The organism is Caballeronia ptereochthonis, assembly GCF_001545075.1.
Lineage (GTDB): Bacteria > Pseudomonadota > Gammaproteobacteria > Burkholderiales > Burkholderiaceae > Caballeronia > Caballeronia ptereochthonis.
On the sequence record NZ_FCOB02000015.1, the window covers coordinates 1 to 24,908 of the forward strand.

The window sequence follows — 24,908 nt, forward strand, 5'->3', positions numbered from 1 at the left end:
CGTGACGAGCTTCTTGACGGTCTCGGGCGTGGCGGCGACGCGCGCCTCGTTCGCCCGCGTTTCAGCAGGCACTCCGATGTGCATCTTCAAATCCTCCTGTCTTTTTTGCTTCCGCGTCCGGGACAGGACTTAGGAAGGCTTAAGGCTGAGTTTTATTTCAAATGCTGGAATCGACGGCTATCGCCACTGTAACCGAAGAATGCATGCGTAAAAATCCGATCCGGCACTTGTTCCGTGTTCCGGTCATCAGCGCTTACCCTTACGAGCGGCGCGCGGGAATGGCCTGGCGACGGTAAAATATCCAACCATGAAATCAGACACTTGGGCCCCCCACGTTACGGTGGCGGCGATCGTCGAGCGGGATGGGCGCTTTCTCGTGATCGAGGAGCACACGTCGGCAGGGCTGAGAATCAACCAACCGGCCGGTCATCTGGAGGCGGGCGAAACGCTCATCGAGGCGGTGATCCGCGAGACGTTCGAGGAAACGGCGCATCGCTTCGAGCCCGAGGCGCTCGTCGGCGCATACATGACGCACTTCGCGCGGCCTGAGCGCGACGTCACGTATCTGCGGTTCACGTTCTGCGGCAGATCAGCGGGCGTCGAGGCCGGGCGCGCGCTGGACGAAGGCATCGTGCGCGCAATGTGGCTGACCGCCGACGAGCTGCGCGCATCGGCCGACCGGCACCGGACGCCGCTCGTGATGAAGTGTGTCGACGATTACCTGTCCGGGCGGCGCGTGCCGCTCGATTTCATTCATACGCATTCGGTCGCGCCGGTGGTGCGGGCTTAAGGCCTTTTTGCACCAGCGCCATTTTTCAGAGCCGCTTCATGCGGCGTCATCCCGCTTGCCTTCGGCGCCGGCGCGGGACAAAAGCGGTATCCCTATGAGCAAGCGAAGAGTAGTGGTGGGCATGTCGGGCGGCGTCGATTCGTCGGTCACGGCATGGCTTCTGAAGGAGCAAGGCTACGACGTCGTCGGCCTCTTCATGAAGAACTGGGAAGACGACGATGACGGCGAATACTGTTCGACCCGGCAGGACTGGATCGATGTGGTGTCGGTCGCGGATCTGATCGGCATCGATGTCGAGGCGGTCAACTTCGCCGCCGAGTACAAGGACCGCGTGTTCGCGGAGTTCCTGCGCGAATACTCGGCGGGCCGCACGCCCAATCCCGACGTGCTGTGCAACGCGGAAATCAAGTTCAAGGCGTTCCTCGATCACGCGATGTCGCTCGGTGCGGAAACCATCGCGACGGGCCACTACGCGCGCGTGCGCGAGCAGGACGGGCTCTTCCAGCTGCTCAAGGCGACCGATTCGACCAAGGACCAGTCGTACTTTCTGCATCGGCTGAACCAGGCGCAACTGTCGAAGACGCTGTTCCCGCTCGGCGAGATTCCGAAGACGAAGGTGCGCGAAATCGCGGCGCAGATCGGCCTGCCGAACGCGAAGAAGAAGGATTCCACCGGCATCTGCTTCATCGGCGAACGGCCGTTCCGCGAATTCCTGAACCGTTATCTGCCGACCAGGCCCGGCCCGATGAAGACGGCCGAAGGGAAGATCGTCGGCGAGCATATCGGGCTCGCCTTCTACACGTTCGGGCAGCGCAAGGGCATCGGCATCGGCGGCGCGAAGGACGGCAGCGGCGAGCCTTGGTTCGTCGCGGGCAAGGATATGGCGAGCAACACGCTGTATGTCGTGCAAGGGCACGACCATCCGTGGCTGTTATCGCCGGCGCTCGTCGCAGGCAATACGAGCTGGGTCGCGGGCTTCGCGCCGGAAGAGGGCGTGGCGTGCGGCGCCAAGACGCGCTACCGGCAGCAGGACGCGGCGTGCCGCTTCGCCAACGCGGAGGACGGGCGCTTCGAACTCCACTTCGACGAAGCCCAATGGGCCGTGACGCCGGGCCAATCCGCCGTGCTGTATCAGGGCGACGTCTGTCTGGGCGGCGGCATCATCGAGCAAGCAGCGGTGGGGCAGGATGCGCCGCAGGCGGCATCGCTTTCCGCCGCGCGCTGATCACGGCAAAAGCCCTGGCTTCGGTCAGGGCTTTTTCTTGACCATTACTCTCCGCGATCCATACCTATCGGTCCGATAAAAACTTTTTTGATACAAGTGCTTGACTGTCTATCTAGTGATAGATAAATTACGCACAACGAACGCAGGGACAAATTTTGGAAATGGACAAGAACACAGTACGCGAAGCGCTTCTGGACCATGCGCAGACGCTGCTGATGACGCGCGGCTACAACGGATTCAGCTATCGCGACCTGTCCGAATTGGTCGGGGTGAAGACCTCCAGCATTCACTACTACTTCCCGACCAAGGAAGATCTCGCGCTCGAAGCCGTGAACGCCTACAGCGCGGACGTCATGTCGTCGATCTACGCGATCGACAGCTCCGCCCCGGCCGACAAGAAGCTCGATCGCTATACGAAGCTGTTCGGGCGGATCATCGGTGGGGAAAATCAGATTTGCCTGTGCGGGATGCTCGCGGCGGACATCGAGTCATTGCCGGAAAAGATTCGGCACGCCGTGCAGGCGTTCTTCAAGGCGAACGAGAGCTGGCTGGCGAAGGTGCTCGCCGAGGGCGAGGCGCAGGACACGCTCGACGCCGGTGGAAAGCCCGACGCGGCAGCCCGCGCGCTGTACGCCGCGTTCCAGGGCAGCCTGCTGGCGTGCCGCCTTTTTCAGACGCGTACGCGCCTGGAAGAAGTGGCGGATACCGTCCGCCGGTAGACAACCCTGTGGATAACCATGTGAAAAACAACTGAGCGAGCGTTGGATTATCTATCTTTAAGTAGATAGATATTGGCCGATTAGTGCGGTTTTTTTGATCAGCTTGCTGGTTTGGTCGGTTGATACGGCCACAAGGGTGCCGCCGTCGGTACAAATTCGGCCGGTCCGCAGTTCATATTGTTTTACCGTATTCAGCTATCTATCTAGCAGTAGATTCAATTTGGAATCTGTTTTTTCTTGCGTTTCACCACCCGTTCCGGTGCGCCCCTGACAGGCGCATCGGCTTAATCGAAATCCAATGATCCTGGAGTGAATGATGAAGAAGCTCAAGACCGCAGCGCTCGCCACCGCCGTCGCCGCCGTGCTGTCACAGTCCGCTGCCCACGAGGCATCCGCCGCGCCCGTGCTCGAGCCGGCGACGCAGCAGTTCATCGATGCCCTCGCCGCGAAGAACGCGCCGCCGATCTACACGCTGTCGCCCGCCGATGCGCGCAATGTCCTCGCCGGTGCGCAGGCGCAGCCGGTGAAGAAGCAAGCCGCGAAAATCGAGGATCGCGTGATCGAAGCCGGTCCGACGGGCAGGATCGCGCTGCGCATCGTGCGCCCCGAGCATGCGAAGGGTGCGTTGCCGGTCATCATGTATTTCCACGGCGGCGGCTGGGTGCTGGGCGACAAGAACACGCACGACCGCCTGGTGCGCGAGATCGCGAACGGCGCGCAGGCGGCAGTCGTCTTCGTCGACTACGACCGCTCGCCGGAAACGAAGTATCCCGTGCCGATCGAGCAGGCTTACGCTGCGACCCGCTACGTCGCGGATCATGCGAAGGAATTCGACGTCGATGCCTCGCGGATGGCCGTCGCCGGCGACAGCGTCGGCGGCAACATGACGGCGGCCGTCACGCTGCTGGCGAAGGAACGCGGCGGTCCGAAGCTGCGCGCGCAAGTGCTTTTCTATCCGGTGACCGACGCGAATTTCGACGATGGTTCCTACGCCGAATTCGCCAACGGCCCATGGCTCACACGCGACGCGATGAAATGGTTCTGGGACGCCTACGCACCGAATGCCGCGGATCGCGAGAAGATCACCGCATCGCCTCTGCGCGCGAGCATCGAGGCGTTGAAGGGGTTGCCGCCGGCGCTCGTCATCACGGATGAAAACGACGTGCTGCGCGACGAAGGCGAGGCTTATGCGCGCAAGCTTTCGCAGGCCGGCGTGCCGGTCACGTCGGTGCGCTACAACGGCACGATTCACGACTTCGTCATGCTCAACGCGCTGGCCGAAACCCCCGCGACACGCGCGGCCATCGCGCAAGCCAACGCGACGCTGAAGGCCGCGCTGAAGAAGTAGGCGCGAAGACGCGACGCTCCCGCCGCGCGCGGGACCGTTTTCGCGTGCCGATCAGAGCGGCACGGTATCCACGAACGATTGCCGCTGCGAGAGGCGCGCGTAGTACTTGTCGAGATTCGGATGCGCGTCGCGCCAGTTCAGCTCCGGCAGGCGCAAGTCGAGGTAGCCGAGCGCACAGCCGCACGCGATGTCCGCGAGCGTGAAGCGGTTCGCCGAGCACCATTGCTTCGAGCCGATCCCGCGCGCCATCGCGCGCAGGCCGTCGTCCACCTTGCGCCGCTGGCGCGCCACCCACGACTCGCTACGATGCGCTTCCTCGCGCAGCACGCCTTCGAGACGGATCAGCACGGTGGCGTCGAGCATGCCGTCGGCGAGCGCTTCCCAGCAACGCACCTCGGTGCGCTCGCGCCGCTCCTGCGGCAGCAGCTTGCCCACGGGCGTGAGCGTGTCCACGAACTCGCAGATGACGCGCGAATCGAACACGGCTTCGCCGTCGTCCAGGATGAGGCAGGGCACTTTGCCGAGCGGGTTGTAGTCGTGAATTTTCGAATCGGATGCCCAGACGTCCTCGAGCAACAGTTCGCAATCGATCTTCTTTTCCGCCATGACGATCCGCACCTTGCGGACAAATGGGCTGGTGTGCGAACCGATCAGTTTCATCATCTTTTCTTCGCGTTGATTCGGAATTTCGGCGACGATGATCTTAACCGGGCGCACGCGCGAATTACAAATTCGAGATAGCTGTCGCCTGCCGACAACATGAGCCGCGCGAGGACTTTACGATTCGTCGGCATGCGCCCGCACGCAGCCGACGTCGATTCGATCATTGCGTGCTGACTGTCGCCGATGCGCTCGCCGAAGGGCATGGCAACCTCGGCGCGGCGGCGGGTTTGGCGATCGCACCGGTTTTGCCTTTCACGGGCGCGGTCGCCGTGCCCGCCGTCGCGGGCGGCGGCAGCGAGGCGAGGCTGCGCATGCCGGCCGAGATCGCCGAGGCCAGTTCGTCCACTGCCTTGCGATGACCCTCGACGAGCGCGTCGTAGCCCGAGCCCACGCGCTCCTGCGCGACGGTCCGGCAAGTCAGCACGTTCGACGAACCGGCGGCGCGCACGCTCCAGACCGCATCGATCAGCGCCTGCGACCCCGGCCACGACTCGAAGCGCTGCACGTTCACCTTCACGCGATACACCGGCACGGATTCCGGCCGCGGCGTGTTGTAGACGTCGATCGCGCCCAGTTGCTGGGTGAGATCGGCGGACAGCGCGCGCCGCACTTCGTCGGCGGGCAGCGACGCCCAGCGATTCTCCTCCAGCACCTGCACCTGTGCGGGGCTCGTCTGCACGACCAGCTGATTCCTCGTGACCTGCTGCGGCATGTCCACGGGCGCCAGCTCGAAATAGAACGAAGCCGGCGCGGACGGCACGGGCCGCGCCTCGCCGCCGCCGAGCGTGTAGAAGCGGCTCGTCGGCGAAGCGCAGGCGGCGAGCATCCCGGCCGCGCCCAGGGTCAACATCAACGCGCCGAATTTCATGGTTTGTCTCCCGATTTACCGCGCAGCAGCGATTCCGGATGGCGTTCCAGATAATCCGCGAGCGCATTGAGCGATTGAAGCGTCCGCGTGAGCTCCTGCATGGCCTGACGCGTGTCCGACTGGATCGGCGAATCCGACTGCAGCGTCGATTGCGCTTCGTTGAAGGTCTTCTTCGCCTGCGTGAGCGTGTCGCGCATTTCGGGGACCACCTCGCGGTCGAGCTTGTCGAACAACGCGTTTGCGTTCTTCAGCGAGCCGTTCAGGTTGTTGCCGATCTGGTCGAAAGGAATCTTGTCGATCTTGCGCGCGATGTCCGCGATCTGCAGTTGCAGCTCATCGAGCGTGTTCGGCACGGTCGGCAGCTCGATCGGGTCCATGTTGGCGTTGACCGTCACGGGCGGCGCCTTCGGGAAGAAGTCGAGCGCGACGTACAACTGGCTCGTCAGCAGGTTGCCGGTGCGCAACTGGCCGCGCAGACCGCGCTTCACGAGCAGTTGCAGCATGTCCTGGCTCGCCACCGACCCTTGCTCCGGCAGCGCGTGCTTGGCGCGCCTGCCGAGGCGATCGGGATAGAGGTCGATCGTGACCGGCATCATGAACGAATGCGACTTCGGATCGTATTGCACGCCGATGCCCGTGACCTGACCGAGCACGATGCCCCGGAAGTCGACCGGCGCGCCGACCGACAGCCCGCGCAGCGACTGATTGAAGTTCATCACGACATGCACGGCCTGGCCGTCCGGATCGCGCATGGCGTCGGCCTGATCGGAGGCGAGGCGGAAGGTCGCGTTGTTCTGCGCCTGCGGCCCGGGCTGCTGGTTCGGCGGCGTCTGGAACGCGATGCCGCCCAGCACGACCGTCGCGAGCGATTGCGTGTTGAGCGTGAAGCCGCTCGAATCGAGCCGCAGATCGACGCCGCTCGCATGCCACCAGCGCGAGTTGGTGCCGACGTACTGGTCGTACGGCGCGGTGACGAACACCTGCAATGTGACGCCGGTGCCGTCCTTGTCGAGCGAGAACGCCGCGACCTGGCCGACCTGCACGCGCCGGTAGTAGACCGGCGAGCCGATGTCGAGCGAGCCGAGCGATTCGCCGTGCAGCGTGAACGTGTGGCCCTTCTGGTCGCCGGTCACGGCGGGCGGCGCTTCGAGGCCGACGAAATAGGTCTGGTCTTCGGTGGACTTGCCCGCATCGACGCCGATATACGCGCCGGACAGAAGCGTCGACAGGCCGGTCACGCCGCTTGCCGCCACGCGCGGGCGCACGACCCAGAAGCGTGTGTCCTTCACGGCGAAGTCGGTGGCTTCCTTGGTGAGCTGGACATCGACGAGCACGCGCGAATGGTCTTTCGACAGCGTGATGGTCTTGACCGTGCCGATATCCACGTCCTTGAACTTCACCTTCGTCTTGCCGGGCTCGAGGCCTTCCGCGCTCACGAAGCTAATGGTCACGGTAGGTCCGCGGCTCGACACCGTCTTCACGACGAGAATCACGCCGATCAACGCCGCGACGAGCGGAATGACCCAGACGAGCGAAGGCAGCCAGCGGCTGCGCGGCTCAATCACGGGCTCGGGCAGGTTCGGCGGCAGGCCGCTGCCCTTGCCTCCGTTGCCGCCGCCGCTGGCGGGCGGCAACGGCTGCTTCGGGTCGTTCGGACCTTGGGCACTAGTCATATTTCTTTCCTGACGGTTCGATGTTGTCCCACATGAGGCGCGGGTCGAATTGCATGGACGCGATCATCGTCAGCACGACCACCGACGCGAACGCGAGCGCGCCCGGTCCCGGCGTGATGACGGCGAGCGACTTGAAGCGCACGAGCGCGATGGTGAGCGTGATCACGAAGACGTCGAGCATCGACCAGCGGCCGATGCCCTCGACGACGCGAAAGAGCGTCGTGCGCTGGCGCGGACGCCAGGTCGAGCGCCGCTGCACGCTGATGACGAGAAAGCCGAGCGTCACGAGCTTGAGCATCGGCACGAGAATGCTGGCGATGAAAATCACCGCGGCGAGCGGATAGTCGCCGTCGTTCCAGAAGAGCGCGACGCCGCTCATGATGGTGTCGTCCTCGGAGCCGAGGATCGACGACGTGTGCATGATCGGAAAGAGATTGGCCGGGATATAGAGAATCGCCGCGCTGATGAGCAGCGCCCAGGTGCGCGCGATGCTGTCCGGATGGCGTCGGTGCACGACGGCGTCGCAGCGCGTGCAGCGCTGTTTCTCGACGGTGCGCGCGAGCGGCTGCACCAGCCCGCACGCGTGACAGGAGACGACGTTCGCGCGCGACGCCGTGGTGAAGTGCGTCGCGGGATCTTGCGGCTCGTCGCTCGCCGGATCGATGGACTCGTTCATGACTTCTGCCTCGCGTCGGTCGGGATGCGCTTCGCGCGCCTGCCGGCCGCGGACTCGCGCGGGCCGAGCCGGGCCGCGATATCCCACAGTGCTTGCGGATCGAAGCTCAGGACGACCGCGAACATCAACGTCAGCGCGCCGAAAGCGAAGAGCGCCGCTTCGGGAATCACGCGCGCGATGCTCACCATCTTCACGAGCGTCACGAGCACGCCGAGCATGAACACTTCGATCATGCCCCACGGACGCACGAACTGGATCCCGCGCAGGAGCCCGTTGAAGCCCGGCGGCACGTAGCCCGAGCGCAGCGGAAGCAGCACGTAGAGCAGCGCGACCAGTTCGCACAATGGAAACAGAATGGTCGAGCAGAATACGAGAACGGCCATGATCTCCATCTGCTCGTTCCACAGCGCGACGATCGCGCCGATGAGCGTCGTTTCCGAGGTGAGGCCGTTCGCCTCCAGTTCGACGATGGGAAAGCTCTGCGCGATCACGAAGGTGACCAGCGCGGCGAGCGTCATCGCACAGATCTTGTCGAGGTTCGACGAAATGCTGCGGTAGAGCAGCGACCCGCAGCGCGCGCACTTTGCCGACGTATGCTGAGGCAGTTCACATTTCCTGAAGAGCGCGTCGCATTCGTGACACGCGATCAGATCGTCCGGTTCGTTCGCGTTCATGTTGGAAGCCCGAGCCGTGTCGAGCATGTGTGTCGGGCGCCGCGGAGACCGGCTCCGGCGGAGCTTAGCAAGCGGCGGGCCAGCGCAAATGGTATCAGCATGGTATCAAATGACGAATGAATGGCGGACCAGGCGGAACGCTTCGTGACAAGCGGAATGAAACAATGTGTTCGCTCGTTAATGGATTGATGCCGGAATCCGTCGTGGCTCGTTCCGCTTCGTCGCGCACTCATCGACCGTTGCATGCATGGAATAGTTCGTTGCATGCGCAGCGGGCAAGGGCGCGGAGGCCGCCTCGACCGGCCGCAAAGCCGCGCCAGGCCTGGCTTTTGGCCGCCAGGCCGGTCTTTTGGCGCGCGCTGGCAATAAATCAGCGTTGATGTAGCATGGCGGCCTTGAATACCCGTCGTTCCCGGACGACAGGCTTGGAAACATCGAACACCCTGGGTGACAGCACTATGGAAAGCAGCGCACACATCGCGACGACACCGCGGGAGCAACGCTATGGCGCCACGGCGATTGGCCTGCACTGGTTGATCGCGCTGTTGATCGTGTGCGGTTTCTATCTCGGCTGGATCATGACCGATATACCGGGCATCACGCCGACCAAGCTCAAGTACTTCTCGTGGCACAAGTGGATCGGCGTGACGGTATTCGCGCTCGCCGTGCTGCGCCTGCTCTGGCGCGTCACGCACCCGACGCCGCCGATGCCCGAAGGCATGCCGCGCTGGCAGCAGCGCGCGGCGCATCTCACGCATTTCCTGCTTTACGTGCTGATGCTCGTCATTCCCGCGTCGGGCTATCTATACAGCTCGGCGGCGGGCCTGCAGGTTGTCTATCTCGGCGTGCTGCCGCTGCCGACCATCATCGGCCCGGACAAGGCGCTGAAGGCGACGCTGCGCATCGTGCATATCGCGCTCAATTACACGCTGCTTTTTTTCGTCGTCGTGCACGTGCTCGCTGCTGTCAAGCACCATTTCGTCGACCGCGACGGCTTGCTCGGACGCATGCTGCCATTCCTCAGATAAGCGTCTCGATTGTTTCCTCGCCGTTGGCAGGACGTTTCCCGGCGGCTGATTGTTCTCGCGTTCTTTTGATTTCCAATACCGGTTTGTTTCCAATGCCGGTTTGCTTGTTCGAACCGTCTGAATAGGGCACACATGAAAGTGAAACTCAATCGTTGGATGCTGGTGACCGCTGCTTCGCTCGCGCTGGCCGCGGCGGCGCATGCGCAAGTGGACATGAGCAAGAGCTCGGTGATCGCCACCTCGAAGCAGATGAACGTGCCCACCGACGGCAAGTTCAACAAGTTCACCGCGCAGATCGCATTCGATCCGGCGAAGCCCACGGCGGGCACGGCGAACATCACGATCGACACCGGCAGCTACGACCTCGGCGACGACGACTACAACAAGCAGGTGCGCGGCGCGGAATGGTTCGATGCGGGCAAGTATCCGAGCGCGACCTTCGTCTCCAGCGCCATCGCGCCCGCCGGCGGCAACAAGTACAACGTGACGGGAAAGGTCACGATCAAGGGCAAATCGCAGACGGTCACGGTGCCCGTGACGGTCACGCAGCAGGGCGCGACGGAAACGTTCGATGGCTCGCTGCCGATCAAGCGCACCCAGTTCGATGTCGGGACGGGTGAATGGAAGGATACGTCGATCGTCGCGGACGACGTCGTCATCAAGTTTCACATCGTTGCTGCGAAGAAGTGAGCAGCGCGTTCACACTCATTTCACGCATGGTTTGCGTATCTAGTCAGGAGAAAAACTTGAAAAAGCTTTCGATCATCGCTGCGGGCGCGCTCGCGCTCGGCATGTCCTTCAGCGCGCTTGCCGCCGACACGTACAAGCTCGACCCGAACCACACGTATCCGAGCTTCGAGGCCGACCACTTCGGCGGCGTGTCGACGTGGCGCGGCAAGTTCAACAAGAGCAGCGGTGAAGTCGTGCTCGACCGCGCGGCCAAGACCGGGACGGTGAACGTGACGATCGACATCGCGTCGGTCAACACGGGCAATGCGAAGCTCGACGAGCATTTGCAGAAGAACGAGTTCTTCGACGTCGCCAAGTACCCGACGGCGGAGTACAAGGGCACGTCGATCAAGTTCGACGGCGACACGCCGACGGAAGTGGTCGGCACGCTGACGATGCACGGCGTGACCAAGCCGATCAACCTGAAGATCGAGCACTTCAAGTGCTTCGTGAACCCGATGATGAAGAAGGAAGTGTGCGGCGTCGAAGCGACGACGACCTTCGATCGCGGCGACTTCGGGATGGATTACGGCAAGTCGTACGGGTTCAGCCTGAAGACGGTGCTGCATATTCAGGCGGAAGGCGTGAAGCAGTAAATCGCGCGCCTCAAGGCAAAAGCGGCCGGTCTGTGAAGACCGGCCGCTTTTTTACGCCTCGAGAGAATGCGTGGTGCTCAAACCTGCGCCCCCGCATTCGGATCGTTCGGATCGAACTTGTCCTTCTTGTCCTTCACGAGGTCCTCACGCTTCACGCCGAACCACATCGCGAGCGCCGCGGCAACGAACACCGACGAATAGATACCGAACAGGATACCCACCGTCAGCGCCAGCGCGAAGTAGTGCAGCGTCGGGCCGCCGAAGAAGAACATCGACAGCACCATCATTTCCGTACAGCCGTGCGTGATGATGGTCCGCGACATCGTGCTCGTGATCGCGTGGTCGATCACTTCCATCACGGTCATCTTGCGCTGCTTGCGGAAGGTCTCGCGAATCCGGTCGAAGATAACCACCGACTCGTTCACCGAGTAGCCGAGCACCGCGAGAATCGCCGCGAGCACGGAGAGCGAGAACTCCCACTGGAAGAACGCGAAGAAGCCGAGAATGATCACCACATCGTGCAGGTTCGCGATGACGCCCGCGACCGCATACTTCCACTCGAAGCGGAACGACAGATAGATCACGATGCCGATCACCACGCACGCGAGCGCGAGCAGGCCGTTCGTCACGAGTTCCTTGCCGACCTGGGGACCGACGAACTCGACGCGCTGCAAGCTCACCTGCGCGTTGTCGGCCTTGAGCGCCGACATCACCTGATCGCTCTGCTGCGCCGACGTGAGACCTTGCTTCAACGGCAGACGGATCAGCACGTCGCGCGAGGTGCCGAAGTTCTGCACTTGCGCGTCGGCGTAGCCGAGCTTCGCCATCGTCGCGCGCACGGGTTCGGGCGACACGGCTTGCGGATACTGCACCTCGACGACCGTCCCGCCGGTGAACTCCACCGACAGATGCAGCCCTCGATGAACGAGGAAGAATACGGCCGCGAGGAACGTCACGAGCGAGATCACGTTGAAAATCAACGCGCGCTCCATGAACGGAATGTCGCGGCGAATACGGAAGAATTCCATTTGCTATATCTCCGGACTCAGCGGTTTCAGCGGGACTGGCCCGGTTTCTGTTGATCGACGCCGGGGCCCGAGCGGCGGCGCACCGTCGGCTTGCCCGTGCGCGCCTGCGCCTGGGCCGCCGCGCGCGGCGCTGCGGTCTTGGTCTTGCCCTTCGCCGTCTTCACGATTTCGTCGACGGGCGATTCATCGCCGCGCTGAGCCGCGAGATAGGCCGCCGCGGCGGCCTCGGCGTCGGCGCCTCCCGGACGCCACACCTGACCGATCGCCAGCGTCTTCAGCTTCTTCTTGCCGCCGTACCACAGGTTCACGAGACCGCGCGAGAAGAACACCGCCGAGAACATCGACGTCAGAATGCCGATGCAGTGCACGACCGCGAAGCCGCGCACCGGTCCAGAGCCGAACGCGAGCAGCGCGAGACCCGCGATGAGCGTGGTGACGTTCGAGTCGAGAATCGTGGCCCAGGCGTGCTTGAAGCCTTCCTGAATCGCGGTCTGCGGCGGCGCGCCGTTGCGCAGCTCCTCGCGGATGCGCTCGTTGATCAGCACGTTCGCGTCGATCGCCATACCGAGCGCGAGCGCGATAGCCGCGATGCCCGGCAGGGTCAGCGTCGCCTGCAGCAGCGAGAGAATCGCCACCAGCAGCAGCAGGTTGACCGACAGCGCCAGCATCGAGAACAGGCCGAACAGCAGGTAGTACGCGATCATGAAGATGGCGATCGCGGCGAAACCGTACTGCACCGAATCGAAGCCCTTCTTGATGTTGTCCGCGCCGAGGCTCGGACCGACCGTGCGTTCCTCGATGATGTCCATCGGCGCCGCGAGCGAGCCCGCGCGCAGGAGCAGCGCGAGGTCGGTTGCGGCCTGCGGAGTCGGCTGGCCGGTGATCTGGAAGCGGTCGCCCAGCTCCGACTGGATGGTCGCGACCGTCAGCACTTCGCCCTTGCCCTTCTCGAACAGCACCATCGCCATCGGCTTGCCGATGTTATCGCGGGACACGGCGGACACCGCGCGGCCGCCGGCCGAATCGAGCCGGATGTTGACCGACGGACGCTGATGCTCGTCGAAGCCCGCTGAAGCATCGATGATGCGGTCGCCCGTGAAGATCACCTGCTTGCGCAGCAGCACGGTGCGGTCGCCCTGCTTGAAGGCTTCGTCGCCGGGCGGCACCGCGTCGTTCGGGCCGATGTAGGTGTTGACCGGATCGGCGAGACGCGCTTCGAGCGTAGCCGTGCGGCCGATGATGTCCTTCGCCTTCGCCGTGTCCTGCACGCCCGGCAGCTCGACCACGATGCGGTCCGAGCCCTGCTGCTGGATCACCGGCTCCGCGACGCCCAGTTCATTTACGCGGTTATGCAGCGTCGTGATGTTCTGCTTGAGCGCGGCATCCTCGACGGTCTTCTGCGCCGCCGCCGAGAAAGTGCCAACCACCTGGTAGCCGTCGCTGCCCTGGCGCGTCGTCCATTGCAGTTCGGGCACGCCGGTCGAGAGCATCGGGCGCGCACTGTCTGCCGCGGCCTGATCGGAAAAATTCACGACGATCGATTGCCCGACGCGGTTCACGCCGCCGTCGCGGACATTGCGGTCGCGCAGATAGGTGCGCGCATCGGCGGCGTCGGAGTCGAGCTTCTTGTTGAGCGCGCCGGCCATGTCCACTTGCAGCAGGAAGTGCACGCCGCCGCGCAGGTCGAGACCGAGGTACATCGGCAGCGCGTGCAGGGCCGTCAGCCAGCGCGGCGAGGCGCTCTGCAGGTTCAGCGCGACGATGTACTGCGGATCGCTCGGGTCGCTGTTGAGCGACTTGCTGAGCAGGTCCTTCACGCGCAGCTGCGTGTCGGTGTCGGTCAGGCGCACGCGGATGTTCGCGTTCAACTGCGAGTTGTCGAAGGTGACTTCATCGGCCTTGACGTTGTTCGCGGCGAGCGCGCTTTCGACGTTGGCGAGCGTCGTCGAATCCAGCTTGACCGTCGCCTTGCCGCTCGACACCTGAACGGCCGGCGCCTCGCCGAAGAAGTTGGGGAGCGTGTACACGAGGCCGATGACGAGCGCCACCAGCATCACGACATACTTCCAGAGGGGATAACGATTCATGGGGATGGCCGACCGTAAAGTTGGCTTCGGGGGAGAGAGCGTCCGGCGTTATGCGCGACGAGCCGTCGGATGAATCGGACGGCCCGGTGAGCGAGGCCGCGCCGGACGCGGTGGAACGAGTGGCCTTACAGCGACTTGATCGTGCCCTTCGGGAGAATGGTCGTCACGGAAGCCTTCTGGACGGTGATTTCCGTGCCCTCGGCGATTTCCACGCCCACGTAGGCGTCCGACACCTTGGTGATCTTGCCGACGATGCCGCCGTTCGTCACCACCTCGTCGCCCTTGGCCATGGCGGCGAGCATGTTGCGATGCTCCTTCTGGCGCTTCATTTGCGGGCGGATCATGATGAAGTACAGCACCGCGAACATCAGAATGAGCGGCAGGAAGCTCATGAGGCTCGATTCCGCGCTGCTCGCGGTCGTGCCTTGTGCAAAGGCATTGGAAATGAACGACACGTTGGTCTCTCCGTTATTGCGTCAGAAATACGTTCGAAAAAGTCGAATGGAAATTAGCCCGACATTCTACCACTCGCCCATGCCGCGAGACTCCGGGAATGCGCTTTGTCATCAAGCCGTTACGAGGCGTTCGAGGCATGTTTCGCAAGCAATGGAAAGCAGATTGTAATGCTTGCGGTGTCGTTTCGAGATCGTGCTCAATCGACGCCGCGCGCGCGGTTCTCCGAAAAAGTCTTGCGGAACGCTTCGAACGTGTGATTTTCGATCGATTCCCGCACTTCGCTCATCAGTTGCAGGTAGTAATGCAGATTGTGAATCGTGTTCAGTTGCGCGCCGAGAATCTCGCCGACGCGGTGCAGGTGGTGCAGATAGCCGCGCGAGAAATTCTGGCACGTGTAGCAGCCGCAGCTTTCGTCGAGCGGCTTCATCGAGTTCCTGTGCGTCGCGTTCTTGATCTTGAGATCGCCGAAGCGCGTGAAGAGCCAGCCGTTGCGCGCATTGCGCGTGGGCATCACGCAGTCGAACATGTCGACGCCGGCCGCCACGCCCGCGACGAGATCTTCCGGCGTGCCGACGCCCATCAGGTAGTGCGGCTTGTCGGCCGGAAGCTTCGGGCCGATGTGGTTCAGCACGCGCATCATGTCTTCCTTCGGCTCGCCGACGGACAGGCCGCCGATCGCGAGGCCGTGGAAGCCGATGTCCGACAAGCCCGCGAGCGACTCGTCGCGCAGGTCCTCGTACATGCCGCCCTGCACGATGCCGAACAGCGCGTTCGGATTGCCGAGCCCGTTGAATTCGTCGATGGAGCGTTTCGCCCAGCGCATCGACATGCGCATGGAATCGGCGGCGTCCTTGTGCGAGGTCGGCACGCCGCTGGTCGCGTAGGGCGTGCATTCGTCGAACTGCATGACGATGTCGGAATTCAGCACTTTCTGGATCTGCATCGACACTTCGGGCGACAGGAAGAGCTTGTCGCCGTTGATCGGTGATGCGAACGTGACGCCATCTTCCGTGATCTTGCGCAGGTCGCCCAGCGAAAATACCTGAAAGCCGCCCGAATCGGTCAGGATCGGCCGCTGCCAGCCCATGAACCGGTGCAGCCCGCCGTGGGCGCCGATCGTCTCGAGGCCCGGGCGCAGCCACAGGTGAAACGTGTTGCCGAGGATGATCTGCGCGCGAATCTCCTCGAGCTCGCGCGGCTGGATCGCCTTGACGGTGCCGTAGGTGCCGACCGGCATGAAGATCGGCGTCTCGACGACACCGTGATTGAGCGTGAGGCGGCCGCGGCGCGCCTGGCCGTCGGTCGTCAGCAATTCGAACTTGAGCCCGTTCTCGGGCGCGTTGGGGTGACCAGCGGTCATCGTGGAGTGCTCCTGCAACCGGAAGACAGTCCGGCGCAAAGGGTTGAAAGAACTACGCTGCCCGGGTGAGCAGCATCGCGTCGCCGTAGCTGAAAAAGCGGTAGCGCGCCTCGATCGCGTGGCGATACGCCTCGCGGATCGCGTCCATGCCGGCGAATGCGGAGACGAGCATCAGCAGCGTGGACTTCGGCAGATGGAAATTCGTCACGAGCCGGTCGACGACGCGGAATTCGTAGCCCGGCGTGATGAAGATATCGGTTTCGGCCTGCGTCGCCGCGAGCGGCCGGCCGGCTTGCGCGGCGTCGCGCGCGGCGGCTTCGAGCGCGCGCATCGACGTGGTGCCGACCGCGATCACGCGATTGCCGCGCGCCTTCACCGCCGCGATGCGATCGACGAGCGATTGCGGCAGGTCGTACCACTCGCTGTGCATCTTGTGCTCGGCGATGTTCTCGACGCGCACCGGCTGGAACGTGCCCGCGCCGACATGCAGCGTGAGTGTCGCGCGCTCGACGCCGCGCGCATCGAGTTCCACGAAGAGGGCGTCGTCGAAGTGCAGGCCCGCGGTCGGCGCGGCCACCGCGCCAGGATTGGCGGCGTACACGGTCTGATAGCGGGTTTCGTCGTAGACATCGGCGTCGTGCTCGATGTACGGCGGCAGCGGCAGGCGGCCGTACTGCTCGATGAGCGTCAGGCACTCGGCCGGAAAATGCAGCGTGTAGAACGGCTCGACGCGCTCGCCGACGGTCACGTCGAACGCATCCGCGAGCCGGATCACGCTGCCCTGAGCCGGGCTCTTGCTCGCGCGGATCTGCGCGAGCGCCGTGGTGGCGCCCGTCAGACGCTCGACGAGCACCTCGACGCGGCCGCCGCTGGCCTTCTGGCCGAAGAAGCGCGCCTTCAGGACTTTGGTATCGTTGAAGACGAGCAGATCGCCCGGCTCGACGAGATCCGGCAACTCGGAAAAGCGCCGGTCCACGAGCGTTGCAGGAGACGTGCGATTGTCCACCTCCAGCAGGCGGCTCGCGCTGCGCTCGGCAAGCGCGCTCTGCGCGATCAGCTCGGGCGGCAGATTAAAATCGAAATCGGAAAGCGTGAACATGGCGTGAACAAAGGCACGAACGAGGCACAAATGCGCCGAACAAACCTCACATTGTACTTGCGAAGAGATTAGATGCCCTTGTCCGACCGCCGCCTGTCTTCCCCGGCCGACACCCTTCCGATCGCGGAAGAAGCCGACGCGCCTGTCGCGCGCAAGCGGGCGAAGACGGCCGGAAGCGCGGAGAAGAAGCCGAAACCGGTCGTCAAGACGGCGGACAAGCTCGCGAGGCTCGGCCTGAAATCCGACATCGATCTCGTCCTGCATCTGCCGATGCGCTACGAGGACGAAACCTCGCTCACGCCGATCGGCGAACTGATTCCCGGCGACAACGCGCAGACCGAAGGCGTCGTGTTCGACAACGAGATCGCGTATCGCCCGCGCCGCCAGCTGCTCGTGAAAATTCACGACGACGCCGGCGACGAACTCACGCTGCGTTTCCTCAACTTCTACGGCTCGCAAGTCAGGCAGATGGCCGTCGGCGTGCGCCTGCGCGTGCGCGGCGACGTGCGCGGCGGCTTTTTCGGGTTGGAGATGGTCCATCCGTCCGTGCGCCCGGTGGAGGAAGACACGCCGCTGCCGCAGGCGCTCACGCCGGTGTATCCGTCGACGGCGGGCATCTCGCAGGCGTATTTGCGCAAGGCGATCGATTCGGCGCTCTCGCGCGTGTCGCTGCCGGAACTGCTCCCGGAGCCGATCGCGCGGGCGCATCTCGCGCCGTTGAACGTGCCGGGCCTGCTCGATGCCGTGAAGACGCTCCATCACCCGCGCGCGGATTCCGACGAAACCGCGCTCATCGACGGCACGCATCCGGCGTGGACGCGCATCAAGTTCGAGGAGCTGCTCGCCCAGCAGCTGTCGCTCAAGCGCGCGCACGAGGAGCGCCGCAGGCGCGCCGCGCCGGCGATGCCGCGGCGTTCCCCGGTCGACGAAGCATCGCTCGTCGTGCGCCTGCTGCGCGCGCTGCCGTTCACGCTGACGGGCGCGCAGCAGCGCGTGGTCGCGGAAATCGCGGCCGAACTGACGCTCGCGCATCCGATGCAGCGCCTGCTTCAGGGCGATGTCGGCAGCGGCAAGACGATCGTCGCGGCGCTCGCGGCGGCGCAGGCCATCGACGCGGGTTATCAGGCCGCGCTCATGGCGCCGACCGAAATTCTCGCGGAGCAGCATGCGCGCAAGCTGCGCGGCTGGCTCGAGCCGCTCGGCGTGTCGGTCGCGTGGCTCGCGGGCAGCATCAAGGCGAAGGAGAAGCGCGCCGCGCTCGAAGCGGCGGCGCTCGGCACGGCGCAACTGATCATCGGCACGCACGCGATCATTCAGGACGCGGTGGAGTTCGCGCGCCTCGGGCTCGTGATCGTCGACGAGCAGCATCGCTTCGGCGTCGCGCAGCGGCTCGCGTTGCGCGCGAAGGCGCTGAACGCGGCGGACGGCGCGCACGATTTCCAGCCGCATCAGCTGATGATGTCCGCGACGCCGATCCCGCGCACGCTCGCGATGACCTACTACGCGGACCTCGACGTCTCGACCATCGACGAATTGCCGCCGGGCCGCACGCCGATTCTCACCAAAATCGTGTCCGACGGACGCCGCGACGAGATCATCGGCCGCGTGCGCGAGGCGGCTCTGACCGGGCGTCAGGTGTACTGGGTCTGTCCGCTGATCGAGGAAAGCGAGACGCTGCAATTGCAGACGGCCGTCGAGACTTACGAGACGCTCGTCGCCGCGCTGCCGGAGTTGCGCGTCGGGCTGGTTCACGGGCGGCTGGCGCCCGCCGAGAAAGCAGCGGTGATGGACGCGTTCGCGCGCAACGAAGTGCAGTTGCTCGTCGCGACGACCGTGATCGAAGTGGGCGTCGACGTGCCGAACGCGTCGCTGATGGTGATCGAGCACGCCGAGCGCTTCGGCCTCGCGCAGCTGCATCAGTTGCGCGGGCGCGTGGGGCGGGGCAGCGCGGCGTCCGTCTGCGTGCTGATGTACGCGAATCCGCTGTCACAGACCGCCCGCGCGCGCCTCCAGACCATGCGCGAGACGACCGACGGCTTCGAAATCGCCCGCCGCGACCTGGAAATACGCGGCCCCGGCGAATTTCTCGGCGCGCGCCAATCGGGCGAGGCGATGCTGCGCTTCGCGAGCCTGGAGCAGGACGGCTGGCTCATCGAACCGGCGCGCGAAGCCGCCGACGCGATGCTGAAGGCCTTCCCCGACGCCGTCACCCGTCATCTCGCGCGCTGGCTCGGTGCACGCGAGCACTATTTGAAGGCCTGAGCGTGAACTCGCGCGCGGCTTGTCGGTCCCTATTTAGCCCGCGCGAATCAGGCGAACGCAGAAAGTTGTCGAACGGCCGCCGGCAGGTGTATAACTCAAACCTATCGAATCAATGTATTTCATTGGCCCCCAATGACGCTCACTGAACTGAAGTACATCGTCGCGGTCGCGCGCGAACGGCATTTCGGCCGCGCGGCCGAGGCGTGCTTCGTCAGCCAGCCGACCCTGTCGGTGGCGATCAAGAAGCTCGAAGACGAACTGAACGTACAGATCTTCGAGCGCGGCACGAGCGAGGTCAGCGTGACGCCGATCGGCGAGCAGATCGTCACCCAGGCGCAGCGCGTGCTCGAACAGACGCTCGCCATCAAGGAAATCGCCAAGCAGGGCAAGGACCCGCTCGTCGGCCCTCTGCGTCTCGGCGTGATCTACACCATCGGGCCGTATCTGCTGCCGACGCTCGTCAAGCAGATGATCAAAGCGGTCCCGCAGATGCCGCTGATGCTCCAGGAAAACTACACGCTCAAGCTGATCGAGCTCCTGAAGCAAGGCGAGATCGACGTCGCGATCATGGCGCTGCCGTTTCCCGAAACGGGCCTCATGGTGCGCGCGCTCTACGACGAGCCGTTCGTCGTCGCGATGCCTTCGGGCCACGCTTGGGAAAACCGCCCGAAGATCGACCCGGACGATCTCAAGCAGGAAACCATGCTGCTGCTCGGCAGCGGCCATTGCTTCCGCGATCACGTGCTCGGCGTGTGCCCGGAACTCATGCGCTTCTCGCAGAACGCGGACGGCATTCAGAAGACCTTCGAAGGCTCGTCGCTGGAGACGATCCGCCATATGGTCGCGAGCGGCGTGGGCATCACGGTGCTGCCGCGCATGTCGGTGAGCGAGGTGAGGCCGCATGCGGGGGGCATCGATTCCGGCCTGCTCAGCTATGTGCCGTTCGATGAACCCGTGCCGGACCGCCGCGTCGTGCTGGCGTGGCGCAAGAGTTTCACGCGCATGCCCGCGATCGACGCCATCTGCGACGCGATCGCCAACTGCAACCTGCCGGGCGTCAAGAAGCTCGACATGCCCGTCGCAGTCAACTGATCCGCCTTTCGGACGCGCCGCGCTCGCTCTCCCGAGCGCGGCGCGTTGTCGTTTCCGCGTGCGAAAATCCGTCTATCGAATAGATAAAATTTATCAAATCAAAATTTTCGATAGTATTTGTTAAGCTCCTCACATCGGTCCCAGCAACAGTGGACACGAAAACCGGAGGAAGCCGATGAACCGCAACGACGCCTCGACCACGCGCTTTGCCGCCCGATGGGACGCGTTTCGCCACGTCGCGATGAACGTTCTCGCCGATTTCGCCCGCGCTGCCGTCTGAGCGCGCCTCATCCAACGCAAACGCATAAACAGGAGCATCACGATGATGAACCAACGACTCACGACTGCCGCAGGCGCACCCGTCGGAGACAACCAGAACGCGCAGACCGCAGGCCCGCGCGGTCCCGTCACGCTGCAGGATTTCTGGCTGGTAGAGAAGCTCGCGCACTTCGATCGCGAAGTGATTCCCGAGCGCCGCGTGCATGCGAAGGGATCGGGCGCGTTCGGCACGTTCCGCGTGACGCATGACATTTCGCGCTACACGAAGGCGAAGCTCTTCTCGGGCATCGGCAAGGAAACACCGATTTTCATGCGCTTCTCGACGGTTGCGGGCGAACGCGGCGCGGCGGATGCCGAGCGCGACGTGCGCGGCTTCTCGATAAAGTTCTACACGGAGGAGGGGAACTGGGATGTGGTCGGCAACAACACGCCGGTGTTCTTCATCCGCGATCCGCTCAAGTTCCCGGACTTCATCCACACGCAGAAGCGCGATCCGTACACCAACATGCGCAGCAACGTGGCCGCGTGGGATTTCTGGTCGCGTCATCCGGAATCGCTGCATCAGGTGACGATTCTCATGAGCGACCGCGGCATTCCGAAGAGCTATCGCCAGATGCACGGCTTCGGCTCGCACACGTTCTCGTTCATCAACGAGGACAACGAGCGCTTCTACGTGAAGTTTCACTTCAAGTCGCAGCAGCCGCTCGAGAACTACACGGATGCCGAAGCGGCCGCCGTGATCGCGAACGACCGCGAGAGCGCGCAGCGCGACCTGGTCGAGAACATCGACAATGGCAACTTCCCGCGGTGGAATTTCCGCATTCAGGTGATGACGGAAGAGCAGGCGGCGAAGTCGGACATGAATCCGTTCGACATCACCAAGGTTTGGCCGCACAAGGACTATCCGCTGATCGACGTCGGCGTGATCGAGCTGAACCGCAACGCGCAGAACTATTTCGCGGACGTCGAGCAGGCCGCGTTCACGCCGGCGAACGTCGTGCCGGGCATCGGCTTCTCTCCGGACCGGTTGCTGCAGGGCCGCCTGTTCTCGTACGGCGACACGCAGCGATATCGCCTCGGCATCAATCATCATCAGATTCCGGTGAATGCGCCGCGTGCGGCCGTAGCCAATCCGTTCCATCGCGACGGCGCGATGCGCATCGACGGCAACCTCGGCGGTCGCGTCAACTACGAGCCGAACCGCTACGGCGAATTCGCGCAGGACGCCAACGTGAACGAGCCGCCGCTCGCGGGCGGCACGGTGCAGCGCTACGACCATCGCCAGGACGACGACTACTACAGCCAGCCGGCAGCGCTCTTCAGGCTCTTCGACGATGCGCAGCGCGAGCGTTTCTTCGGCAACATCGCGCGGCATATCCACGGCGTGCCGGACGAGATCGTCGCGCGGCAGATCGGGCATTTCCGCCGCATCGATCCGGCCTACGCGCAGGGCGTCATCGACGCGCTCGCGAAGCTCGGCGAGAAAGACACCGCCGCTGCCTGAGAGCGGCGCCTCGAAACACCGGGAGAACACATCATGTCTCAAGCGTTGAACCATATCGCCCAGGCGGTCGATCAGATCGAAGCATCGAGCCGCGCGGCCTCGCGCGGCGTGCGCATCGCGATCGCGTTCGGCATCGTGGCGGCGGCCTACGGCATCGTCGTCGCGAGCGGTGTCGCGGTCGCTTGAGCGTGACCTGACGCGCGGGGATTGCGTCATCGAGACGCACCCGCGAGGGCCCGACAGGCCTTGCCGCGCAATAAGGCGTTCCCCGTTTCTAAGATAAACTGTCGAACGCTTGAAACGCCGTGCAGCGCAGCGACGCGCGCGGCGTTCGCACCGTTCGAATCACTCTCTCACGGAGTCATCATGGCGAAGAAAGGCACTGCACCTGCCGTCAACATCGGCATCAGCGACAAGGACCGCAAGAAGATCGCCGAGGGGCTGTCCCGGCTGCTGGCCGACACGTACACGCTGTACCTGAAGACCCACAACTTTCACTGGAACGTCACGGGGCCGATGTTCAACACGCTGCATCTGATGTTCGAGACGCAGTACAACGAGCTCGCGCTGGCCGTCGATTCGATCGCGGAGCGCATCCGCGCGCTGGGCGTGCACGCGCCGGGCAGCTACAAGGACTTCGCGAAGCTGTCGTCGATTCCGGAAGCGGACGGCGTGCCGGCTGCCGAAGAGATGATCCGCCAACTGGTAGAAGGCCAGGAAGCCGTGGTGCGCACGGCGCGCGCAATCTTCCCGGCGACCGAGGCCGCGAACGACGAGCCGACCGCCGACCTGCTCACGCAACGCATGCAGACGCACGAGAAGACCGCGTGGATGCTGCGCGCGATGCTGGCCTGAGGCGCATCGCCTCGTCCGATGAAAACCCCGTGCGATTCGTCGCACGGGGTTTTTGCTTTGAGGGCTGCGCGAAATCACGCATGAAAGCCCATGCCTGCACCCTGGTCTAAAATAGGCCGTTGCGTCTTCCCCGCCTGTATCGCCATGTTCGCCCGTCTCCCGCTCTACATGCGCCTCGTGCGCCTCGACAAGCCCATCGGCAGCCTGCTGCTCCTGTGGCCGACGCTCAACGCGCTGTGGATCGCATCGGAAGGCCGTCCGTCGCCGATGCTGCTCGTCATCTTCATCGTCGGCACGATTCTCATGCGCTCGGCGGGCTGTGCGATCAACGACTATGCCGATCGCGACTTCGACCGCCACGTGAAGCGCACCGCCGAGCGGCCGATCACGTCGGGCAAGATCAAGGCGTGGGAGGCGGTGGCGCTGGCGGCGGCGCTCGCGCTCGTCGCGTTCCTGCTGATCCTGCCGCTCAACACGCTTACGAAGGAGCTGTCGGTGTTCGCGCTCTTCGTCGCGGGCTCGTATCCGTTCACCAAGCGCTTCTTCGCGATTCCGCAGGCGTATCTCGGCATCGCGTTCGGCTTCGGCATTCCGATGGCATTCGCCGCCGTGCAGAACCACGTGCCGGTGCTCGCGTGGATCATGCTCGTCGCCAATGTGTTCTGGTCGGTCGCCTACGACACCGAATACGCGATGGTCGACCGCGACGACGACATCAAGATCGGCATCCGCACGTCCGCGCTCACCTTCGGGCGCCACGACGTGCTCGCCGTGATGCTCTGCTACGCGGCGACGCTGGCGATTTACGCCGGGATCGGCGTGGCGCTGGGCTTCGGCTGGCTCTACTGGCTCGGCTGGCTCGCCGCGGCGGGCTGCGCGGCGTATCACTACGCGCTGATCCGCGGCCGCGATCGCATGGCGTGCTTCGCCGCGTTCAGGCACAACAACTGGCTGGGCGGCATGCTGTTCGCGGGCATCGCGCTGCATTACGCGGCCGCGTGAATCCCGCCGCCTGAAAAACAAACGGCAGTTCGCGATGAACTGCCGTTTTTTTCATGGCAACGCGGTTCGAGCGTCAGGCCGCGCCGAGCTCGTCGCCCATTTCCTTCGCCCGCGCCTGTGCCGCCAGCGCGCCGCGCACGATCGCGTCCTTCACCCCTTGCGCATCGAACGACGCGAGCGCCGCCGCCGTCGTGCCGCCCTTCGACGTCACGCGTTCGCGGAGCACGCTCGCGGGTTCGCCCGATTGCGCCGCCAGTTGCGCCGCGCCGGTGAAGGTGGCGACCGCGAGCGCGCGGCCTTGCGCTTCATCCATGCCGAGCTGGCGCGCCGCTTCCTGCATCGCTTCGATGAAGTAGAACACGTAGGCCGGGCCGCTCCCGGAGATCGCGGTGACGGCGTCGAGCTTCGCTTCGTCGTCGAACCAGACGGCGGCGCCGACCGCTTCCAGCACTTGCGAGGCGAGCGCCTTCGCGGCATCGGAGACGCCCGGCAGCGCGGCGAGGCCGGTCACGCCCATGCCGATCAGCGCCGGCGTGTTCGGCATCGTGCGCACGATCTGCGCGTAGCCGTTCAGCCAGCGGCTCAGATCGCTCGCGCGGATGCCGGCCGCAATGCTGATGATCGTCTGCTTCGACAGATGCGGCGCGAGCGCTTCGGCCACGCTCTTGAGCACTTGCGGCTTCACGGCGAGCACGATGGCGTCGTAGCCGGCGAGTTTCGCGTCGATGCTCGCGCCCGTCGCGATGCCGAACTGTTGCGCGGTGCGCTCGCGCGCCTCGTCGTTGATGTCGACGGCGTAGATGTCCGCCGGCGCGACGCCGCGCTTGATGAGACCGCCGATGAGCGCCGCGGCCATGTTGCCGCCGCCGATGAATGCGATTTTCATGGTGAGTTG

General features: G+C 64.2%; 24 protein-coding genes. 13 read left to right on the forward strand and 11 right to left on the reverse strand.

Going from position 1 to position 24,908, the window contains the following annotated elements; genetic code table 11:
• Nucleotides 1–307: 307 nt before the first annotated feature.
• The 4 genes from AWB83_RS16840 (at nt 308) to AWB83_RS16855 (ending at nt 4,082) form a co-directional block, all read left to right on the forward strand.
• Nucleotides 308–790 (forward strand): NUDIX hydrolase, encoded by a 483-nt coding sequence (locus AWB83_RS16840; RefSeq protein WP_087046719.1) that lies wholly within the window; start codon nt 308–310, stop codon nt 788–790.
• A gap of 94 nt (nt 791–884) precedes the next feature.
• Nucleotides 885–2,015 carry a tRNA 2-thiouridine(34) synthase MnmA gene (mnmA, locus tag AWB83_RS16845; protein ID WP_087046721.1) on the forward strand — a complete coding sequence of 377 codons (1,131 nt, stop codon included), beginning with the start codon at nt 885–887 and terminating at the stop codon, nt 2,013–2,015.
• A 161-nt stretch (nt 2,016–2,176) separates the two neighbouring features.
• Nucleotides 2,177–2,734 (forward strand): TetR/AcrR family transcriptional regulator, encoded by a 558-nt coding sequence (locus AWB83_RS16850; protein WP_087046722.1) that lies wholly within the window; start codon nt 2,177–2,179, stop codon nt 2,732–2,734.
• Nucleotides 2,735–3,050: 316 nt separating this feature from the next.
• Complete coding sequence (locus tag AWB83_RS16855; RefSeq protein ID WP_087046894.1) at nt 3,051–4,082, forward strand: alpha/beta hydrolase; 1,032 nt, start codon at nt 3,051–3,053, stop codon at nt 4,080–4,082.
• Between the two features lie 51 nt (nt 4,083–4,133).
• On the opposite strand, the gene AWB83_RS16860 is transcribed toward AWB83_RS16855, so the two are convergent.
• The 5 genes from AWB83_RS16860 to AWB83_RS16880 all read right to left on the reverse strand — a co-directional run bounded on the left by AWB83_RS16860 (nt 4,134) and on the right by AWB83_RS16880 (nt 8,636).
• Nucleotides 4,134–4,745, reverse strand: coding sequence for a glutathione S-transferase C-terminal domain-containing protein (locus tag AWB83_RS16860; protein WP_208636763.1), 612 nt, complete (start codon nt 4,743–4,745; stop codon nt 4,134–4,136).
• 160 nt (nt 4,746–4,905) lie between these two features.
• Complete coding sequence (locus tag AWB83_RS16865) at nt 4,906–5,613, reverse strand: PqiC family protein (RefSeq protein ID WP_087046723.1); 708 nt, start codon at nt 5,611–5,613, stop codon at nt 4,906–4,908.
• On the reverse strand, nt 5,610–7,286 hold the full coding sequence (locus AWB83_RS16870) for a PqiB family protein (protein WP_096059375.1): 1,677 nt from the start codon (nt 7,284–7,286) through the stop codon (nt 5,610–5,612). The genes AWB83_RS16865 and AWB83_RS16870 overlap by 4 nt, the downstream gene beginning before the upstream one ends.
• Nucleotides 7,279–7,962 carry a paraquat-inducible protein A gene (locus AWB83_RS16875; RefSeq protein ID WP_087046725.1) on the reverse strand — a complete coding sequence of 228 codons (684 nt, stop codon included), beginning with the start codon at nt 7,960–7,962 and terminating at the stop codon, nt 7,279–7,281. The genes AWB83_RS16870 and AWB83_RS16875 overlap by 8 nt, the downstream gene beginning before the upstream one ends.
• On the reverse strand, nt 7,959–8,636 hold the full coding sequence (locus AWB83_RS16880) for a paraquat-inducible protein A (protein WP_087046726.1): 678 nt from the start codon (nt 8,634–8,636) through the stop codon (nt 7,959–7,961). The genes AWB83_RS16875 and AWB83_RS16880 overlap by 4 nt, the downstream gene beginning before the upstream one ends.
• Before the next feature lie 458 nt (nt 8,637–9,094).
• On the opposite strand from AWB83_RS16880, the gene AWB83_RS16885 reads away from it, so the two are divergent.
• The 3 genes from AWB83_RS16885 (at nt 9,095) to AWB83_RS16895 (ending at nt 10,989) form a co-directional block, all read left to right on the forward strand.
• Nucleotides 9,095–9,664 carry a cytochrome b gene (locus tag AWB83_RS16885; protein ID WP_087046727.1) on the forward strand — a complete coding sequence of 190 codons (570 nt, stop codon included), beginning with the start codon at nt 9,095–9,097 and terminating at the stop codon, nt 9,662–9,664.
• A 132-nt stretch (nt 9,665–9,796) separates the two neighbouring features.
• On the forward strand, nt 9,797–10,354 hold the full coding sequence (locus tag AWB83_RS16890) for a YceI family protein (RefSeq protein ID WP_087046729.1): 558 nt from the start codon (nt 9,797–9,799) through the stop codon (nt 10,352–10,354).
• A 26-nt stretch (nt 10,355–10,380) separates the two neighbouring features.
• Entirely contained in the window at nt 10,381–10,989 is a 609-nt protein-coding gene (locus tag AWB83_RS16895) for a YceI family protein (protein WP_374729121.1), read from the forward strand.
• 77 nt (nt 10,990–11,066) lie between these two features.
• On the opposite strand, the gene secF is transcribed toward AWB83_RS16895, so the two are convergent.
• From secF to queA, 5 genes are all read right to left on the reverse strand, one after another.
• Complete coding sequence (gene secF, locus AWB83_RS16900; protein ID WP_087046731.1) at nt 11,067–12,017, reverse strand: protein translocase subunit SecF; 951 nt, start codon at nt 12,015–12,017, stop codon at nt 11,067–11,069.
• A gap of 26 nt (nt 12,018–12,043) precedes the next feature.
• Nucleotides 12,044–14,104 (reverse strand): protein translocase subunit SecD, encoded by a 2,061-nt coding sequence (gene secD / locus AWB83_RS16905; RefSeq protein ID WP_087046732.1) that lies wholly within the window; start codon nt 14,102–14,104, stop codon nt 12,044–12,046.
• A gap of 125 nt (nt 14,105–14,229) precedes the next feature.
• Nucleotides 14,230–14,559, reverse strand: coding sequence for a preprotein translocase subunit YajC (yajC, locus tag AWB83_RS16910; RefSeq protein ID WP_087046735.1), 330 nt, complete (start codon nt 14,557–14,559; stop codon nt 14,230–14,232).
• Nucleotides 14,560–14,756: 197 nt separating this feature from the next.
• Entirely contained in the window at nt 14,757–15,920 is a 1,164-nt protein-coding gene (gene tgt / locus AWB83_RS16915) for a tRNA guanosine(34) transglycosylase Tgt (protein WP_087046897.1), read from the reverse strand.
• Nucleotides 15,921–15,972: 52 nt separating this feature from the next.
• A complete protein-coding gene (gene queA / locus AWB83_RS16920) occupies nt 15,973–17,019 on the reverse strand; it encodes a tRNA preQ1(34) S-adenosylmethionine ribosyltransferase-isomerase QueA (protein WP_087046736.1) in 1,047 nt (348 codons plus the stop codon).
• Nucleotides 17,020–17,091: 72 nt separating this feature from the next.
• Between queA and recG the strand changes: the two genes are divergently transcribed.
• The 6 genes from recG (at nt 17,092) to ubiA (ending at nt 24,013) form a co-directional block, all read left to right on the forward strand.
• A complete protein-coding gene (recG, locus tag AWB83_RS16925) occupies nt 17,092–19,281 on the forward strand; it encodes an ATP-dependent DNA helicase RecG (RefSeq protein ID WP_087046738.1) in 2,190 nt (729 codons plus the stop codon).
• A 132-nt stretch (nt 19,282–19,413) separates the two neighbouring features.
• Complete coding sequence (locus tag AWB83_RS16930) at nt 19,414–20,373, forward strand: hydrogen peroxide-inducible genes activator (protein WP_087046739.1); 960 nt, start codon at nt 19,414–19,416, stop codon at nt 20,371–20,373.
• A 322-nt stretch (nt 20,374–20,695) separates the two neighbouring features.
• Entirely contained in the window at nt 20,696–22,156 is a 1,461-nt protein-coding gene (locus tag AWB83_RS16935) for a catalase (protein WP_087046740.1), read from the forward strand.
• 33 nt (nt 22,157–22,189) lie between these two features.
• Complete coding sequence (locus AWB83_RS36510; protein ID WP_159463059.1) at nt 22,190–22,342, forward strand: hypothetical protein; 153 nt, start codon at nt 22,190–22,192, stop codon at nt 22,340–22,342.
• Between the two features lie 180 nt (nt 22,343–22,522).
• Entirely contained in the window at nt 22,523–23,011 is a 489-nt protein-coding gene (locus AWB83_RS16940) for a Dps family protein (RefSeq protein ID WP_087046741.1), read from the forward strand.
• 144 nt (nt 23,012–23,155) lie between these two features.
• Nucleotides 23,156–24,013, forward strand: a complete 858-nt coding sequence (gene ubiA / locus AWB83_RS16945) for a 4-hydroxybenzoate octaprenyltransferase (protein WP_087046742.1) — start codon at nt 23,156–23,158, stop codon at nt 24,011–24,013.
• Nucleotides 24,014–24,086: 73 nt separating this feature from the next.
• On the opposite strand, the gene proC is transcribed toward ubiA, so the two are convergent.
• Nucleotides 24,087–24,899 carry a pyrroline-5-carboxylate reductase gene (gene proC, locus AWB83_RS16950; protein ID WP_087046743.1) on the reverse strand — a complete coding sequence of 271 codons (813 nt, stop codon included), beginning with the start codon at nt 24,897–24,899 and terminating at the stop codon, nt 24,087–24,089.
• Between the last annotated feature and the right edge of the window lie 9 nt (nt 24,900–24,908).